17 protein-coding genes are annotated in these 14,013 nt (G+C 42.1%); 1 reads left to right on the top strand and 16 read right to left on the bottom strand.

Annotated elements, in window-relative coordinates:
* Positions 1–71 precede the first annotated feature (71 nt).
* The 7 genes from AAHB12_RS12670 to AAHB12_RS12700 are packed head-to-tail and all read right to left on the bottom strand — an operon-like array spanning position 72 to position 5,641.
* Positions 72–1,049, bottom strand: a complete 978-nt coding sequence (locus AAHB12_RS12670; protein ID WP_342045554.1) for a biotin--[acetyl-CoA-carboxylase] ligase — start codon at positions 1,047–1,049, stop codon at positions 72–74.
* Positions 1,034–2,221: a CCA tRNA nucleotidyltransferase gene (locus AAHB12_RS12675; RefSeq protein ID WP_129728156.1), complete on the bottom strand. Its 1,188-nt coding sequence runs from the start codon at positions 2,219–2,221 to the stop codon at positions 1,034–1,036. The genes AAHB12_RS12670 and AAHB12_RS12675 overlap by 16 nt, the downstream gene beginning before the upstream one ends.
* Complete coding sequence (gene bshA, locus AAHB12_RS12680) at positions 2,208–3,353, bottom strand: N-acetyl-alpha-D-glucosaminyl L-malate synthase BshA (RefSeq protein WP_129728155.1); 1,146 nt, start codon at positions 3,351–3,353, stop codon at positions 2,208–2,210. Before bshA ends, AAHB12_RS12675 begins: the two co-directional genes overlap by 14 nt.
* Positions 3,350–4,054: a bacillithiol biosynthesis deacetylase BshB1 gene (bshB1, locus tag AAHB12_RS12685; RefSeq protein WP_342045555.1), complete on the bottom strand. Its 705-nt coding sequence runs from the start codon at positions 4,052–4,054 to the stop codon at positions 3,350–3,352. Before bshB1 ends, bshA begins: the two co-directional genes overlap by 4 nt.
* Positions 4,055–4,066: 12 nt before the next feature.
* Positions 4,067–4,462, bottom strand: a complete 396-nt coding sequence (gene mgsA / locus AAHB12_RS12690; RefSeq protein WP_129728153.1) for a methylglyoxal synthase — start codon at positions 4,460–4,462, stop codon at positions 4,067–4,069.
* A gap of 37 nt (positions 4,463–4,499) precedes the next feature.
* Positions 4,500–5,300, bottom strand: a complete 801-nt coding sequence (gene dapB / locus AAHB12_RS12695) for a 4-hydroxy-tetrahydrodipicolinate reductase (protein WP_129728152.1) — start codon at positions 5,298–5,300, stop codon at positions 4,500–4,502.
* Positions 5,297–5,641: a nucleotide pyrophosphohydrolase gene (locus tag AAHB12_RS12700; RefSeq protein WP_129728151.1), complete on the bottom strand. Its 345-nt coding sequence runs from the start codon at positions 5,639–5,641 to the stop codon at positions 5,297–5,299. The genes dapB and AAHB12_RS12700 overlap by 4 nt, the downstream gene beginning before the upstream one ends.
* Positions 5,642–5,784: 143 nt before the next feature.
* On the opposite strand from AAHB12_RS12700, the gene AAHB12_RS12705 reads away from it, so the two are divergent.
* The gene (locus tag AAHB12_RS12705) at positions 5,785–6,666 is read left to right on the top strand and encodes a YitT family protein (protein WP_129728150.1); all 882 of its coding nucleotides are present in this window, start codon (positions 5,785–5,787) and stop codon (positions 6,664–6,666) included.
* 128 nt (positions 6,667–6,794) lie between these two features.
* Here AAHB12_RS12705 and AAHB12_RS12710 read toward each other — a convergent pair whose 3' ends face one another.
* The 9 genes from AAHB12_RS12710 to AAHB12_RS12750 all read right to left on the bottom strand — a co-directional run bounded on the left by AAHB12_RS12710 (position 6,795) and on the right by AAHB12_RS12750 (position 13,866).
* The gene (locus AAHB12_RS12710; RefSeq protein WP_129728149.1) at positions 6,795–7,475 is read right to left on the bottom strand and encodes a zinc metallopeptidase; all 681 of its coding nucleotides are present in this window, start codon (positions 7,473–7,475) and stop codon (positions 6,795–6,797) included.
* A gap of 124 nt (positions 7,476–7,599) precedes the next feature.
* Positions 7,600–8,382, bottom strand: a complete 783-nt coding sequence (ypjB, locus tag AAHB12_RS12715; protein ID WP_129728148.1) for a sporulation protein YpjB — start codon at positions 8,380–8,382, stop codon at positions 7,600–7,602.
* Positions 8,383–8,456: 74 nt separating this feature from the next.
* The gene (locus AAHB12_RS12720) at positions 8,457–9,047 is read right to left on the bottom strand and encodes a DUF1405 domain-containing protein (RefSeq protein WP_342045556.1); all 591 of its coding nucleotides are present in this window, start codon (positions 9,045–9,047) and stop codon (positions 8,457–8,459) included.
* Positions 9,048–9,256: 209 nt separating this feature from the next.
* Positions 9,257–10,024 carry a menaquinol-cytochrome c reductase cytochrome b/c subunit gene (locus AAHB12_RS12725; protein WP_342045557.1) on the bottom strand — a complete coding sequence of 256 codons (768 nt, stop codon included), beginning with the start codon at positions 10,022–10,024 and terminating at the stop codon, positions 9,257–9,259.
* Positions 10,025–10,066: 42 nt separating this feature from the next.
* On the bottom strand, positions 10,067–10,741 hold the full coding sequence (gene qcrB / locus AAHB12_RS12730) for a menaquinol-cytochrome c reductase cytochrome b subunit (RefSeq protein WP_129728145.1): 675 nt from the start codon (positions 10,739–10,741) through the stop codon (positions 10,067–10,069).
* Positions 10,742–11,254, bottom strand: coding sequence for a QcrA and Rieske domain-containing protein (locus AAHB12_RS12735; RefSeq protein ID WP_129728144.1), 513 nt, complete (start codon positions 11,252–11,254; stop codon positions 10,742–10,744).
* A gap of 142 nt (positions 11,255–11,396) precedes the next feature.
* Positions 11,397–11,849 carry a YpiF family protein gene (locus tag AAHB12_RS12740; RefSeq protein ID WP_129728143.1) on the bottom strand — a complete coding sequence of 151 codons (453 nt, stop codon included), beginning with the start codon at positions 11,847–11,849 and terminating at the stop codon, positions 11,397–11,399.
* 140 nt (positions 11,850–11,989) lie between these two features.
* Positions 11,990–12,526 (bottom strand): ReoY family proteolytic degradation factor, encoded by a 537-nt coding sequence (locus tag AAHB12_RS12745; protein WP_129728142.1) that lies wholly within the window; start codon positions 12,524–12,526, stop codon positions 11,990–11,992.
* Positions 12,527–12,603: 77 nt separating this feature from the next.
* Positions 12,604–13,866: a tetratricopeptide repeat protein gene (locus tag AAHB12_RS12750; protein WP_129728141.1), complete on the bottom strand. Its 1,263-nt coding sequence runs from the start codon at positions 13,864–13,866 to the stop codon at positions 12,604–12,606.
* Between the last annotated feature and the right edge of the window lie 147 nt (positions 13,867–14,013).

Consider the following 14,013-nt stretch of genomic DNA (forward strand, 5'->3'; position numbering starts at 1 on the left):
GATATGATGGTGCAGTTCTCTCGATACTGCCCTTGTTCAGTAACCATTATAGCAAACTTCCTTTTGCGGTACTAGATTTCAATATCAGCAGAATGAATATAATGGATAACACCTTCTCGGTCTTCCAGCATTAATATGCCATCCTCCGTAATCCCTTTTGCTATTCCAGTAATGGCATTCGTCATAGTTCGAGCCGTAATTTCTTTGCCAATACTTACCGCATAGCTCTCCCACAGCAGCTTAATAATCCCAAAGCCTTCTGCCATATATTGCTTATACAGCTTTTCTAGCTGCAAAAAAATCGCCTGCATTAATTCTGCACGTTTTTGTTCCCGTCCTGTTTCAATAAGCAGAGACGTCGCAATCTGACGGATATCTTCCGCTAAGTGTTCATGCTGCTGATTAACATTTATGCCAATGCCGATAATGACAGCATGAATCTTATCCGGATCTGCCTGCAGCTCCGTTAAAATACCGACTGCTTTTTTACCGTTAATGAGAATATCATTTGGCCACTTAATGCCCACAGAAAGACCTGTGCACTTCTCGATCGCCTGCGCAATGCCAACGGCAGCCAAGAGCGTAAGCTGAGGCGCTTTCTGCACTGGAATATCAGGACGTAAAATAACACTCATCCAAATGCCTGTTCCCTTCGGAGAATGCCATGTGCGGCTTAAACGGCCGCGCCCCGATGTTTGCTCTTCTGCTACAACAACAGTACCCTCGGAAGCACCTTCATAAACGAGACGGGCAGCAATCTTTTGTGTAGATTCCACCGTTTCTTCAAAATAAATATTTTTTCCAATATAATCCGTTTGTAAGCCGAGATGGATTTCATTTCCAGTTACTTTATCAGGCTTACGAGCAATTCGATATCCAAGCCGCCGCACTGCCTCAAGCTCATAGCCTTCCTTTCGAAGATCCTCCATATGCTTCCATACAGCTGTCCGAGAACAACCTAATTCATCACTAATCATTTGTCCGGACACGAATTCCCCATCTGACTTAGAAAAAATTTCGAGCAATTGTCTTCTTATAGAAGATTGCATTGTTTCAGCCACTCCTTCACACTTTCCTTTGAATTGGCAAGCCTGCCGCATACAACCTCACGCTCTAGTTGCCCAAGGGCAGCAGCAAGCCACGGACCTCCTTGTTTGCCTGTCCATTGCAGCAAATCTGTACCGGTCACTGCTAAATCCTTTCGACTGTGAATGGGCAGCTTTTTATATAGACTGTGCACATGCTCGATACTAGGCTGCTCTCCTTGCAGAGCAGACACAACACGCTCTGTCATGATTGATATTTCTTCTCCGCTCTGATATAGCAGCATGTCATTCCACTCTGATTTCTCCCGCTGCACTAAACAATGGAGAATAGACGTAATCGTGTGAACCTTTTTGTTAGATAACTTCCAGTTCTTAAGCAAAGCATCCGCGTTCTCAGGCTTCACCGCACGCAATAGCAAGGCCCACGCCTCTTCGCTTGATTGAATGACATCCCAATTATACATAGCAGCACTGGCGATTTGTTCTCCCTTTTTCTCAAAATAAGGAAGATATGCATATAAGTCTGTTTCTACCAGAAGTAAAAGTGCCTGTCGAACGCCCTCTCCCAGCAGCAACTTTTCAAACTCAACAGCAATACGTTCAATTGCAATATGTACAAGCAGTCCTGCATGTTCTTGTATAGCCTGCTTCGTTTCATCCGACAAATGAAAGCCAAGCGTACTTACAAAGCGAACACCTCGCATCATGCGAAGCGCGTCCTCCCTAAAACGTTCATCTGGATTTCCAACAGTTTGAATTTGTTTGCGATGTATTGCTTCCTGTCCTCCAAATGAATCAATCATATCGCCGTTCGCTGTCATGGCAATCGCATTCATCGTAAAATCCCTTCGCTTTAAATCTTCCTCAAGAGACCTTACAAACGAGACATGGCTCGGTCTGCGAAAGTCATCATACTCCGCTTCCATTCGAAATGTTGTCACTTCATATGAAATACCTTCATACAAAACAAGCACAGTTCCATGTTCCAGCCCAATTGGAACATGATGAGGAAATATCCTCATCACTTCATTAGGAAGCGCTGATGTCGCGATATCCACATCACTAATTGGCTTTCCAATGATAAAGTCACGCACGCTTCCGCCTACAAAATAGGCTTCAAATCCGTGTTTCTCTAGCTTCTCTATAATAGCGGACGCATGTTTAAACGGTTGCATTTCGCTCAGTCCCTAACAGTTTATAGTACAAATCTTCGTATTGAGAAACAATGTGACTCGAACGGAAGCGCTCCTTTGCCATATCCATTGAACGCGTTACCATCTCCGTATGTAATGTTGGATTTGTTAAAACATGCAAGGCCTTTTCCGCAATATCTTGCACATCTCCCAGCTCACAGATAAATCCTGTTTCCCCATCTCGAATCACCTCAGGAATACCGCCCACATTCGTGCCAATGCAAGGCACACCGCAAAACATTGCCTCAAGCAGCACCAAACCAAAGCTCTCCTTTTCAGAAAGCAATAGCAGCAGATCACTCATGGACAAGAGTTCCTCTACATTATCCTGCTTTCCTAAAAATAACACATCTCCTTCTAGCTGGAGCTGCTTTACCAGCTTTGTCATCCCGCACAGCTCTGGTCCATCTCCTACTAGCAGAAGCTTGGAAGGTGTTTTTTCTCGAATGAGTGCAAACGATTGAATAACATCTTCCACTCGCTTAACCTTCCGGAAATTTGAAATGTGGATGATAACCTTTTCATCCGGCTCAATGCCATATTCATTGCGCAAATGAGACATATCGCGTTTGCGATATACGCGTTCATCCACAAAGTTGTATACTGTTTCAATCTCCTTATTAGGCTTAATTAAATCATAGGTTTCCTGTGCAAGCGAATCCGAAACAGCTGTTACGATATCCGATTTTTCGATACCAAACCGAATTAAACTGTTTAAAGATGTATCATATCCAAGAATTGTAATATCCGTACCGTGCAGGGTAGTAACAATTTTCAGATGATCACCCGTCATTTGTTTTGCTAAATATGCACAGACAGCATGCGGAATTGCATAATGCACATGAAGCAAGTCAAGATTTTCCCGCTCTGCTACCTCGGCCATTTTATTTGCAAGCGCCAAATCATAAGGTGGGTATTGAAAAACAGAATATTGATTCACCGCTACCTCGTGAAAGTAAATGTTCGGATAGAAACGATTCAGTCGAAATGGCATGCCTGAGGTAATAAAATGAATTTCGTGTCCACGTTCTGCTAACAGCTTCCCTAATTCCGTCCCGACAACACCTGAGCCGCCGACGGAAGGATAACATGTAATCCCAATTTTCAGCTTCATTCTATCCCTCCCAGTAAACCATGTCTGATGAGAAGCGGCTTTTTACTTATAAAGCCCTCCGCATACTTTGTTCCCACTTCTTTTCCAAACAATGTATCGCGTGCAACGACCGTTTCAATATAGCCTTCCGTCAACGGGGTGCTAACACCGTTCTCCCCTTTTACAAATTGACTTTTGTATGCTTGTAAAGAACGAATTTTTTTGTCCATCTCTTCGCTGATATCTACACAAAAAGACGGTTGATGAAATCCATTAATCATGTAATAATGCAACGCTTGTACGCGGTGTGCGTCACGTTCCGGCATATATTTGCGGATGCCCGCCGAAAACACTGCTTCCTCTACAAGATGAGCGCAATTTGCATGATCAGGATGACGGTCCTCCCAATATGGAGCAAACACAAGCTGAGGCTTATACAAGCGAATCACTTCTACCAATTTCCAAATGCGTTCCTCCTGCATGTACAATCCCCTATCCGGCATATGCAGATTGATGCGTTGAACGGCCCCTAATATATGGGCCGCCTCCTCCGCTTCGTATCTTCTTCCTTCTACGGTGCCATTAGAGGACAGCTCAGCTTCTGTTAAATCGCAAATCCCCACTTTATATCCCAATCGCGCATACTTGGCAATTGTGCCAGCCATCCCGATCTCTACATCATCCGCATGTGCGCCAAAAGCTAATATATGTAAATCACTCATGCTGTACTTCCCTCATTTTCTTAATGCTCGATAATCTAGATCTCCCCGTTCTAAAGCATGCATCAATAATTCAGCACTCGCCATATTTGTAGCAAGTGGAATCGAATATACATCGCATAATCGAAGCAATGCATTGACATCCGGCTCATGCGGCTGCGCTGTAAGTGGATCGCGGAAAAAAATGACCATATCCATATCATTTTTTGCGATCATCGCACCAATCTCTTGGTCACCGCCTAACGGACCAGACTGAAAACGTGTAACCGCCATTTCTGTCGCCTCCATAATCCGAAGCCCTGTCGTCCCTGTCGCAAATAGTTCATGCTGCTCCAATATTGGTTTATATGCGTACGTAAACGCAACCATATCTTGTTTTTTCTTATCGTGAGCAATTAAAGCAATTTTCATCTCCGTCTCCCCTTTAATATTGTATGTAGTTTCTTTTTTAATCTACAATATTTTCTAATCCATACACAAGTCCATCTACCTTCATAACCGTTTCAACAGCAAGTTGAACACCGGACATGAAGGAAACGCGGTTAAACGAATCGTGACGAACTGTAAGCATTTGACCATCGCCGCCAAATAGTACTTCCTGATGGGCGATTAATCCCGGCAAGCGGACGCTGTGAATATGAATGCCGTCTACCTCTGCACCCCTCGCACCTTGCAGCTGCTCTGATTCATTCGGATGCCCCTGCTTTTTTGGTTCACGAACTGAACGGATTAAGTCCACTGTTTTCACCGCAGTTCCTGATGGAGCATCAAGCTTTTGATCATGATGAAGCTCAATGATTTCAACGTCTTGAAAATATTTTGCTGCCATTTGTGCAAACTTCATCATCAAAATGGCGCCAATTGCAAAGTTCGGAGCAATAATCGTTCCTACACCTTTCTCTTTCGCGGCTGCCTCGAGATCACGGAGTTCTTGCTCTGTGAAACCCGTTGTTCCAATAACCGAACGTACACCGTGTTCTAAGGCAATATACACATGGTTTTTCCCAATTTCCGGTGTCGTTAAATCAAGCAGCACATCCACCTGTACCTCTGATAAACATACATTTAAATCTTCATAAATTGGCGCTGCCAAAGACGGAAGTCCATCGATATCAGAAATCAGTTTTCCACCATTTGTACGGTCTACAGCCGCAACAAGCTGAAAGTGCGGAGTTCGTTCAATGAGACGAAGCGCCTCTACCCCCATTCTTCCTCTTGGACCAGCTACTGCAATACGAATTGTGTTCATTGTTGTGTCTCTCCCTCTTCCTTGCGTGTCCAACGGTTTTTGTCACGCGTTTGAAATTTATCCATCACTACATTATGGGCTGTTTCGAGGTCAATGTTCAAGCTGTTTGCCATACAAATCATAACAAAAAGTACATCTCCTAGCTCTTCTTCGACGGTTCGTTCTTTTTCTGTCGATTTTTTTGGCTTTTCCCCATAATAATGATTGATTTCTCTCGCTAATTCACCCATCTCTTCTGTTAATCTCGCCATCATCGCAAGCGGACTGAAATAGCCCTCTTTAAATTGACTAATATATTCATCGACTTCTTGCTGCATCTTATGTATCGTTTTATGTCCCATTCCATTCACCTCAATTTTCTTCCTCTTTTCATGTTAGCCAATTCTATGGCATTTGACAAATTTCTTTTCACTTGTACATAATTTCCCACTAATAAACAGATAAATTATAATATGATATTGCACAATGGAACAGGGGGATTAGCATGAACTTCGGTCTGAGAATCAGCAATATTATTTTTATTGTCATTGGATCTGCCATCTTTTCATTTGGTATCGTCAATATTAACATCGAAAATCATTTGGCGGAGGGCGGATTTACAGGGATTACACTACTGCTGTACTTTTTGTTTCACTGGGATCCCTCTTATACGAATTTACTTCTAAATATCCCGCTTTTTTTCGTTGGCTGGAGGCTCCTTGGTCGCACAACCTTTCTGTATACACTAATTGGAACATTTAGCGTTTCTGCCTTCCTTTGGGTCTTTCAACGATACGGCTTATTTAATCTCCACTTAAATCTACAAAAGGATATGACATTGGCCGCACTGTTTGCAGGCCTGTTTATCGGGGTGGGACTTGGGATTATTTTTCGTTACGGCGGTACAACAGGCGGTGTTGATATTATCGCACGACTCGCACATAAATACATCGGTTGGAGCATGGGGAAAACTATGTTTTTATTCGATGCAGTTGTAATTTTCGTCTCAATTATTACATATCTCTCCTATCAGCAAGGGATGTACACGCTTGTCGCGGTATTTGTCGGTGCACGAGTAATTGATTTTATGCAAGAAGGTGCTTACGCTGCAAAAGGAGCGACAATCATTTCGGAGAAAAATGCGGAAATTGCAGAGAAAATCCTCTCAAAAATGGATCGTGGCGCTACATTTTTACACGGAATGGGGACATATACAAAGAAGGAGCGACACGTATTATACTGTGTAGTAGCAAGAAACGAACTCATCAAACTAAAAAGCATTATCACATCTATTGATCCCCATGCCTTCGTTGCTGTCAATGATGTCCATGATGTCATTGGGGAAGGATTTACACTTGATGAAAATAAAAATCCTCTTCATAATTGACGGTGAGAAAAAGGATTCGCAGATTTGGTTGCTGCATACATGCTGCAACTACACAATGAACAAAGCACATTCTAATCCTTAGGCAAATCGAAACAAAAAAGCTATCGAGTCCTCGATAGCTTTTTTGTCTAATCATCGCTCCGCTGCATACCTGTATAAATAAGAAGCAACCGCAGCAATTCAAAAACAGCAACAGCCGCTGCCGCTACGTATGTAAGGGCTGCTGCATTCAATACCTTACGTGCCTGCACTTCTTCACTGTGCGACACAATACCAAGAGAAGAAATTTGCTTCATCGCCCGGCTTGATGCGTCAAATTCAACAGGCAGCGTAACAACCTGAAATAACACCCCAGCTGCCATAAGAACAATTCCAAGAAGAAGCATCTTGGAAAGGCCTGCAAACATGCCAATCATAACAAAAATCCAAGACATATTAGAGCCAAAGTTAGCAACTGGCACCAGTGCATGACGGACACGCATAAAGTTATAATTTTTCGCGTCCTGAATTGCATGACCGACCTCATGAGCTGCTACTGCAGTTCCGGCAACTGACTGGCCGTAATAGTTATTCGTGGACAAGCGAACTGTTTTCGTGCGCGGGTCATAATGGTCTGATAGCTGTCCTGGCGTTTCCTCAACCGCTACATCGTATAATCCGTTCGCATCCAGTACCCTTCTAGCAACCTGTGCACCCGTCATTCCAGATGTTGAGTACACTTGTGAATATTTGCTATAAGCACTGCGAACTTTCATTTGTGCATACAATGGGATAAGCAAAATGATGATGAAATAGATTACGTAAAGCATTATTATCCTCCAATTTTGAAGCGCTTCTTTACTAACTAGACAAGCAAGGAATGAAAATTATCCAGTGGTATAATTTTCATTTTATTTTGCCGTTATTTCCTTGTCAACGAAAACCTAGAAGATATTATCGGTTCTTAGACTTCATGCGATTTTTTCGCTTTTCTTGTTCACCTTTATATTTTCTCCAAGCAACATAAGTTAATGTAAAAATAATAATACTACCTGTGGAGATCATAACCCAAATTAAAGAAGGAGTTGCTTCATCCTTGTTCGGGCTTTGAAATACTGTTTCTAAGTCCTGACGAATCACCTGCATTTGCTTTTGTCCGCTCTCATTTTTCGCCATTACGTTGCGAAACTCATCCAAGTAAGACAGATGTGCGTTCAAACGCTCAATTTCTTCCTTAGGTAGATCTACCACTAAGCTTGGATAGATAATATCAAATTCGTATAAAAATGTATTAAGTGTTCTTTGGAATTGCTCATCATCCTGCTTTTGTACCGCTGTTTCCATCTGCGAAAACGCACTCATGATTGTATTTTCACGACTGAGCCAAAGAGGCTGAAATTGCGAAGATTCCGCATCGACCACAAGTCGAAGCGCTGTCACATCATCTTCCTTTTCCTTCTGACTCATCGTTTCTTCCCGCATAGCTTGCACCGCTTTATCGTAAGCGATGGAGATGACCCGAGTGTGCTCCGCCGAAAAATCCTCTTTTTTATTTAAATCCGCAAACTCGGTTGAGAAATATGTCAAAATTCGTTCTGCTTTCGTATATTCCTCCTGCTTCACAAGTTGCAATGACTCGTCAAGCAACCGATTTAATTCGCTCCAATCAGCTGCGTAAATGCGAGTCGGTGCGACTAAGAGAAAAACTGCTATTAGAAAGGCAATGATTTTTTTCATTCTTGTCCCCCCTACACCTTCTAGTTACAATGTATGAAGGGGTGGACAAGAAAATGCCAAAAATGATACCTCCCTTACTGCAACGGTAACTCTAAACGCTTCTCCCGCAAACAGAAGAAATAGGCGGCGCCAATGCAGCATATACTCAGCCAAAATGTAAAATATCCGATAGGCTGATAATACTGGTCTAATATGCCGTACCTAGGCATTTGCTTGTACACATAGTCAATGACGACATCATGAAGCGTCCAAATAGATGCTGCAGCAAGATGCCAACGCTTCATTCGATAAAAAGGAGCATATAATATCCCTTGTATCGCCATTGCGGCGTGTGAAATCATGAGCATGTATCCTGTCCAATCCAAAGTTCCCTCCATCAAGAGCAACAAAATATTCATACCAACAGCCCATGTTCCATATTTCAACAGTGTTACAATTGCGAAAGCCTCCATCATCCCCCAATTCACTTTAAATAAAAAGGCAAGCAAAACAAATGAAAAAAATAAACTAGCGGTAGGGCTGTCTGGTACAAAAAGAAGAAATCTCGGCTCAGTTTCTACCAACTGGTAACCATACCATACATACCCATATGCGGTCCCAAGTAAATTTACAATGAGAAGCAGGATTAAAAAAGATCGACTACGCAATATATGATACAAATACATGACATGTTCCCCCTCAACTTTCGTCCAAATCCATATAGTTATCATAATACTAAATTTTTCTATCATAAAGAAAGCCCGCCATCAGGCAGAGTTGTACTTACACTCTATTCTTAAGTTTTCTGGCTACGTCGAATGGACCTTCTGGCTGGAAAATTATTCTTAAAGTGTAAAGTAGAAAAGCCGACTACAATGCGCAGCCGGCCTCCCCACTATTTTTTATTGTATTGAGTAATATACTCAGTGACTTTTTTCAGTTCCTCATCCGTCCCCTTAAATACTCCTTTTGGCATCGCGCCTCTACCGTTTCTAGCAATCTTAGCAATTTCTTCTGGTGTTAATGACAGATTTTGCAGTGTCGGTGCTGCCGCTCCACCTTGCAAATTATCACCGTGACAGGTTAAGCACGTATTTTTCTGCATCAGCTGATAGCCGTCTGCCTCTTTATCAACAGCCACTGTTTTCACAATCGCACCTTGTTTTTTTGCAGCTTCCCAATCATGATTTACAACTGACTCCCATGTTAAGAAAATAATAGAAGCAAGTGCAAGGAGCATAAATCCCGTTGCAAATGGACGCTTAATAGGTCTTCGCTCCGGCCCACGATCGATAAATGGCGCTAAAAGTAATCCACCAGCTGCAATTCCCGGCATAATAAATGCCCCAATAGTTGTGTATGGACCTGACGCATATGAATATTTCAACATTTGATATAAAAATAAGAAGTACCAGTCTGGAAGCGGTATGTAGCCTGTATCTGTTGGATCCGCAATACGTTCTAGCGGTGACGGGTGAGCAACCGTCAAGCTTAAATATCCAATCAAAAATACAGCTCCAACCATCCATTCCTTCAATAGGAAGTTCGGCCAAAATGCTTCTGTTTTTCCTGGATATTCCGAATAATCCTTCGGAATATTGGAATGCCGGACAGCATGTACGCGTGAATCTCCGACAAACTTCATCCCTTTGCCCCGATGCATAATCTCCCTCCTTTAATACGGTTCCTATAATCTAACAATCTTTTATAGAGGACCGGAAATACCTTGTTTACGAATAATTAAGAAGTGTGCGGCCATAAGACCCAGTAGTGCGCCTGGCAAGAAGAAGACATGAATAGCAAAGAAGCGAGTTAAAGTCTGAGCACCAACAATTTCAGAGTGCCCTGCGAGCAGTGTTTTGATTTGCTTTCCGATCAGCGGTGTTTGCTCTGCAATTTGCAAACCTACTTTTGTTGCAAATAATGCCTTCATATCCCAAGGCAGGAGATAACCTGTGAAACCTAGTCCCATCATAACACCAAAAATTAAAACACCAATAATCCAGTTCAATTCACGAGGCTTCTTATACGAACCCGTAAAAAATACGCGAAGGGTGTGCAAAAACATCATTACGATAACAAGACTCGCTCCCCAGTGATGCATACCGCGCACAATTTGTCCATATGCTACCTCGTTTTGAAGATAATACACAGACTCCCAAGCGTTTTTAATATCCGGTACATAATACATCGTCAAAAACATACCGGAAAGAATTTGAATCACTGTAACAAAAAAGGTAAGTCCGCCAAAGCAGTATACAAAAGCAGAAAAATGGTGCGCTGGATTTACATGCTCAGGAACCTCATGGTCTGCAATATCGCGCCATAACGGTGTGATTTCAAGACGCTCATCTACCCAATCATAAATCTTATTTAACATTTATTTCGCACCTCCCCGCGGCTTCGCTTTACCAAGATACAGTGTGCCATCCTTTATCTGTGATTCATACACATCCAGCGGTGCAAGCGGCGGCGTCCCAGGAATATTCGTGCCGTCTTTTTCATACCGCCCCCCATGACAAGGACAATAAAATTGATTGGGATGATCCTTGTTTGCGTTCCAGTTCACCGTACAACCTAAATGCTTACAAATGGGAGAAAGTGCTATGATGTCGCCGCTTTCATTTTTAAATACCCAAGCTGACTTCGGCTCATCAGATTTGTGCCAGCCATCCACTTGCTTCACTTTGTAGTCAAAACGCTTCGGTTCTGTTGTAATATCCTTGACCTGCGCAACAGCTACCTTCTCGGTTCCTGCTTCCTTCTCTAAAATCGGATCAAGTGCAAAACGCGCCATCGGCATAATAATACCGGCTGCCATAAATCCGCCTACACCTGTTAGCGTGTAGTTAAGAAATTGGCGTCTTGAAACCCTATGTTCTTTCTCGCTCATGAAAGTTCCCCCCTCTATCAAAAGTTATACCCATTAGGATAATACAAGAAAAAATGGGAAAAAAAACTAAGACACTATCATGATATAATAAGCACTCTCATTGGTCAATATCAGACTACTCATAATGATATAAACAATCAATTTATTCTGTATTTTCCCATTTTTCAGTCAAAATAGCCATGATTTCGCGAATTTGTGACCCCATAACTTCGCGCTTCGCTTTGTCATCAAGCTGCTCAAGTGACATTGCCGGCAGCCAAAACAAATTGCCCTCTAAGGAAGCTTGCTTCCACTCGTAATCACTCGTTATGTACACAATGTGACGCATTCCATTTTGTGTAACGAAATCAGTCCATTTTTGCAGGCGGCTCTCTTCTTCCTTTTGTCCAATCAGATAGGTAAATGGCGGAAATAAAAGGAGCCGTCCTCGATATTCCCGTTCTAGCGCCTCAGCAAAAATAGAGATAAACTCCCCTTTTTGCACAGTGTTTTGCATATTGCTTCCGAAAGAAAGCGGAATAAGCGGAATAATGGCCGTATCAACATATTCCTTCGCCTGTTCGTACAGCTGTATATCCTTAACGGTCCAATTCATATGCACTCCCCCTTCAAATTTCCTCTTTCTTCTATTAAATCATAGAACTACAGGAAAAAAAAAGAAAAACCCTTAAATAAGGGTTTTTCTTTTTCACTCATCATAATCTTGACTATGCCAAGACAATGCTATCAATTTCATTATATTCTCTTTAACTGCTCTGTCAGCTGCAAAAAAGCAGCTTCATTTTGCTCATCAAGCGCCTCATCAATTAAAGTCATTAGTCTGTCGCGTTGAAACTTGAACACGCTCTCCTCTAAAAATCGTTCTGCTAAAAGGCGATCCTTCTCATTCACTTCCATGCTTTTTGGGACGTATGGGTTTTCTTCCAATACTGCAACGTAGTTTGCATTTTGAAACGAACTTTTAAAATTGAGTTGAATATATATGTCCTCGTCCCGATTTAGCCGAATGTCATGAAAGGACTTTTCTGCATCCGTTGTCATAACATTTTGTTTATAGAAATGAAATGGAGCCTCTTTTACACAGCTTGTAGACATTACTAGCCCACGTGGACAGTATTTCGCATGCTCTACGAAATGCACCTTTCTCATGAGCTGGTCATGGCTCATCAAATAGTTTAAAATCCATACACACTCTCGCTGTTTAAGCTGGTAATTGCCTAAAAACCATTTGACGAAATCTTTCTTTTCATTCACAGAAACAGGGGTATTCATCGCGCGCCGTCCCTCCTCTGTCTTTCTTTTTCTTTACCCTTTACATTCAAGAAACGCGACCAAGTTTCCTTCCTAAATTACTGTAAATCCTCTAAATTATATAGCAGTTCCTCAATTTGGACTTGTGTCGGGTCTAGTTGCAGCAAACGCTGAAACACGTCTTTTGCTTCTTTTCGCAGCCCTTCCTCCAGCAAAAAGTAACCGTACTCTTCCAAAAAGGAAGAATCATCCTTAAAAGAAGTATATGCATCGCGATAATGGTTTAATGCATCTGAATACAACTCAAGCTGTTTTTTTGCGTATGCCGTCTCCCATATGAGTTGCGGATCATCTTCTCCATATTTTATTGCATCTGCTGCTATCTCAATCACCTCTTCATACTTTTCTTGCTGCTTAAATAGATGTATGAGTTGTAACGCTGCTCGCAGATGAGACGGATCTATTGCAATAGCTTGCTCAAGCTCTAGCTGTGCTTCATCCATTCTACTAAGTTTTGCTGCCGCCTCTGCCACTTGAACATGCAAATCGGCAGAGTATTCATCTGTTTTCAATCCCTCTCTTAACGTGTCATAGCTTTCCTGAAACAATCCCTCTTTGTCATAACACTCCGCCAAGTATAAATAAAGCGATGCATATTCCGGATCCTCTTGTTTCACCTCTAAGAAAGCCGCAATTGCTCTTTCATACAAAGCAGCCTGATAGAGTGTAAACGCATAACCAAACAATGAATGAATATCTCGCTGCTCCTGCAAACCTGATTCATAATAAAGAACAGCTTCTTCCCACTGTCCAAGCGCACTTAAACATTCTGCTAAACGAAGTGAAATATTGACCCCTGCTATATCGTCATGCTCAGCAAGTACCTCTCTATAATAAGGAACAGCCTCTGCATAACTGCCGCGTCCGCTATACAGTTCTCCTAATCCAAACGCAATGACAGATTCATCAGGCATCAAGCGGCGTGCCATTAACAACTTCTGCTCCGCAACTTCCTCCAATCCTTGCATTTGGTATAAATCAGCAAGCGTCAATAATGCCTGTACGTATAAATCATCATCTTCCGTAACCTCACCGAGCACTTCAATGGCTTCATCCTCCCTGTCCAAATCAGTATATAGCTCAGCCAAAAACAGCGTAAGCTCACTCTCGGTTTCATAGCGCATGCGCAGTTCCTCAGTCACTTTTAACGCTTGTTCAACAAAACCTAATGTATGATAATAGCGAGCGATATTATATTTTTCTTCATCCGTACCTTCTTGAACGCAAGCATTAAGGAGCTTTAAACCTTCCTCAATTTCCCCTTGTTCTATGTAATCAATAGCTTGACTCAATTTATTCATCGTATATAGTACTCCTTTTCCGTAATACTGCCATTTTTATTATGATAAACAATTGAGAAGAATAGGGCAACTATAGAACCTCTCCCCCCTTAAGTAACGGTCGTACAACCTCTTTATCACACTGTAAATGTTCCACAGAGGCGTAGC

This window comes from Bacillus sp. OTU530, assembly GCF_038440375.1.

What these genes read in the sequence shown, in the direction of transcription:
- AAHB12_RS12670 (WP_342045554.1), bottom strand. Translation starts at nt 1,049, where the DNA reads ATGCAATCTTCTATAAGAAGACAATTGCTCGAAATTTTTTCTAAGTCA.
- AAHB12_RS12675 (WP_129728156.1), bottom strand. Translation starts at nt 2,221, where the DNA reads ATGCAACCGTTTAAACATGCGTCCGCTATTATAGAGAAGCTAGAGAAA.
- bshA (WP_129728155.1), bottom strand. Translation starts at nt 3,353, where the DNA reads ATGAAGCTGAAAATTGGGATTACATGTTATCCTTCCGTCGGCGGCTCA.
- bshB1 (WP_342045555.1), bottom strand. Translation starts at nt 4,054, where the DNA reads ATGAGTGATTTACATATATTAGCTTTTGGCGCACATGCGGATGATGTA.
- mgsA (WP_129728153.1), bottom strand. Translation starts at nt 4,462, where the DNA reads ATGAAAATTGCTTTAATTGCTCACGATAAGAAAAAACAAGATATGGTT.
- dapB (WP_129728152.1), bottom strand. Translation starts at nt 5,300, where the DNA reads ATGAACACAATTCGTATTGCAGTAGCTGGTCCAAGAGGAAGAATGGGG.
- AAHB12_RS12700 (WP_129728151.1), bottom strand. Translation starts at nt 5,641, where the DNA reads ATGGGACATAAAACGATACATAAGATGCAGCAAGAAGTCGATGAATAT.
- AAHB12_RS12705 (WP_129728150.1), top strand. Translation starts at nt 5,785, where the DNA reads ATGAACTTCGGTCTGAGAATCAGCAATATTATTTTTATTGTCATTGGA.
- AAHB12_RS12710 (WP_129728149.1), bottom strand. Translation starts at nt 7,475, where the DNA reads ATGCTTTACGTAATCTATTTCATCATCATTTTGCTTATCCCATTGTAT.
- ypjB (WP_129728148.1), bottom strand. Translation starts at nt 8,382, where the DNA reads ATGAAAAAAATCATTGCCTTTCTAATAGCAGTTTTTCTCTTAGTCGCA.
- AAHB12_RS12720 (WP_342045556.1), bottom strand. Translation starts at nt 9,047, where the DNA reads ATGTATTTGTATCATATATTGCGTAGTCGATCTTTTTTAATCCTGCTT.
- AAHB12_RS12725 (WP_342045557.1), bottom strand. Translation starts at nt 10,024, where the DNA reads ATGCATCGGGGCAAAGGGATGAAGTTTGTCGGAGATTCACGCGTACAT.
- qcrB (WP_129728145.1), bottom strand. Translation starts at nt 10,741, where the DNA reads ATGTTAAATAAGATTTATGATTGGGTAGATGAGCGTCTTGAAATCACA.
- AAHB12_RS12735 (WP_129728144.1), bottom strand. Translation starts at nt 11,254, where the DNA reads ATGAGCGAGAAAGAACATAGGGTTTCAAGACGCCAATTTCTTAACTAC.
- AAHB12_RS12740 (WP_129728143.1), bottom strand. Translation starts at nt 11,849, where the DNA reads ATGAATTGGACCGTTAAGGATATACAGCTGTACGAACAGGCGAAGGAA.
- AAHB12_RS12745 (WP_129728142.1), bottom strand. Translation starts at nt 12,526, where the DNA reads ATGAATACCCCTGTTTCTGTGAATGAAAAGAAAGATTTCGTCAAATGG.
- AAHB12_RS12750 (WP_129728141.1), bottom strand. Translation starts at nt 13,866, where the DNA reads ATGAATAAATTGAGTCAAGCTATTGATTACATAGAACAAGGGGAAATT.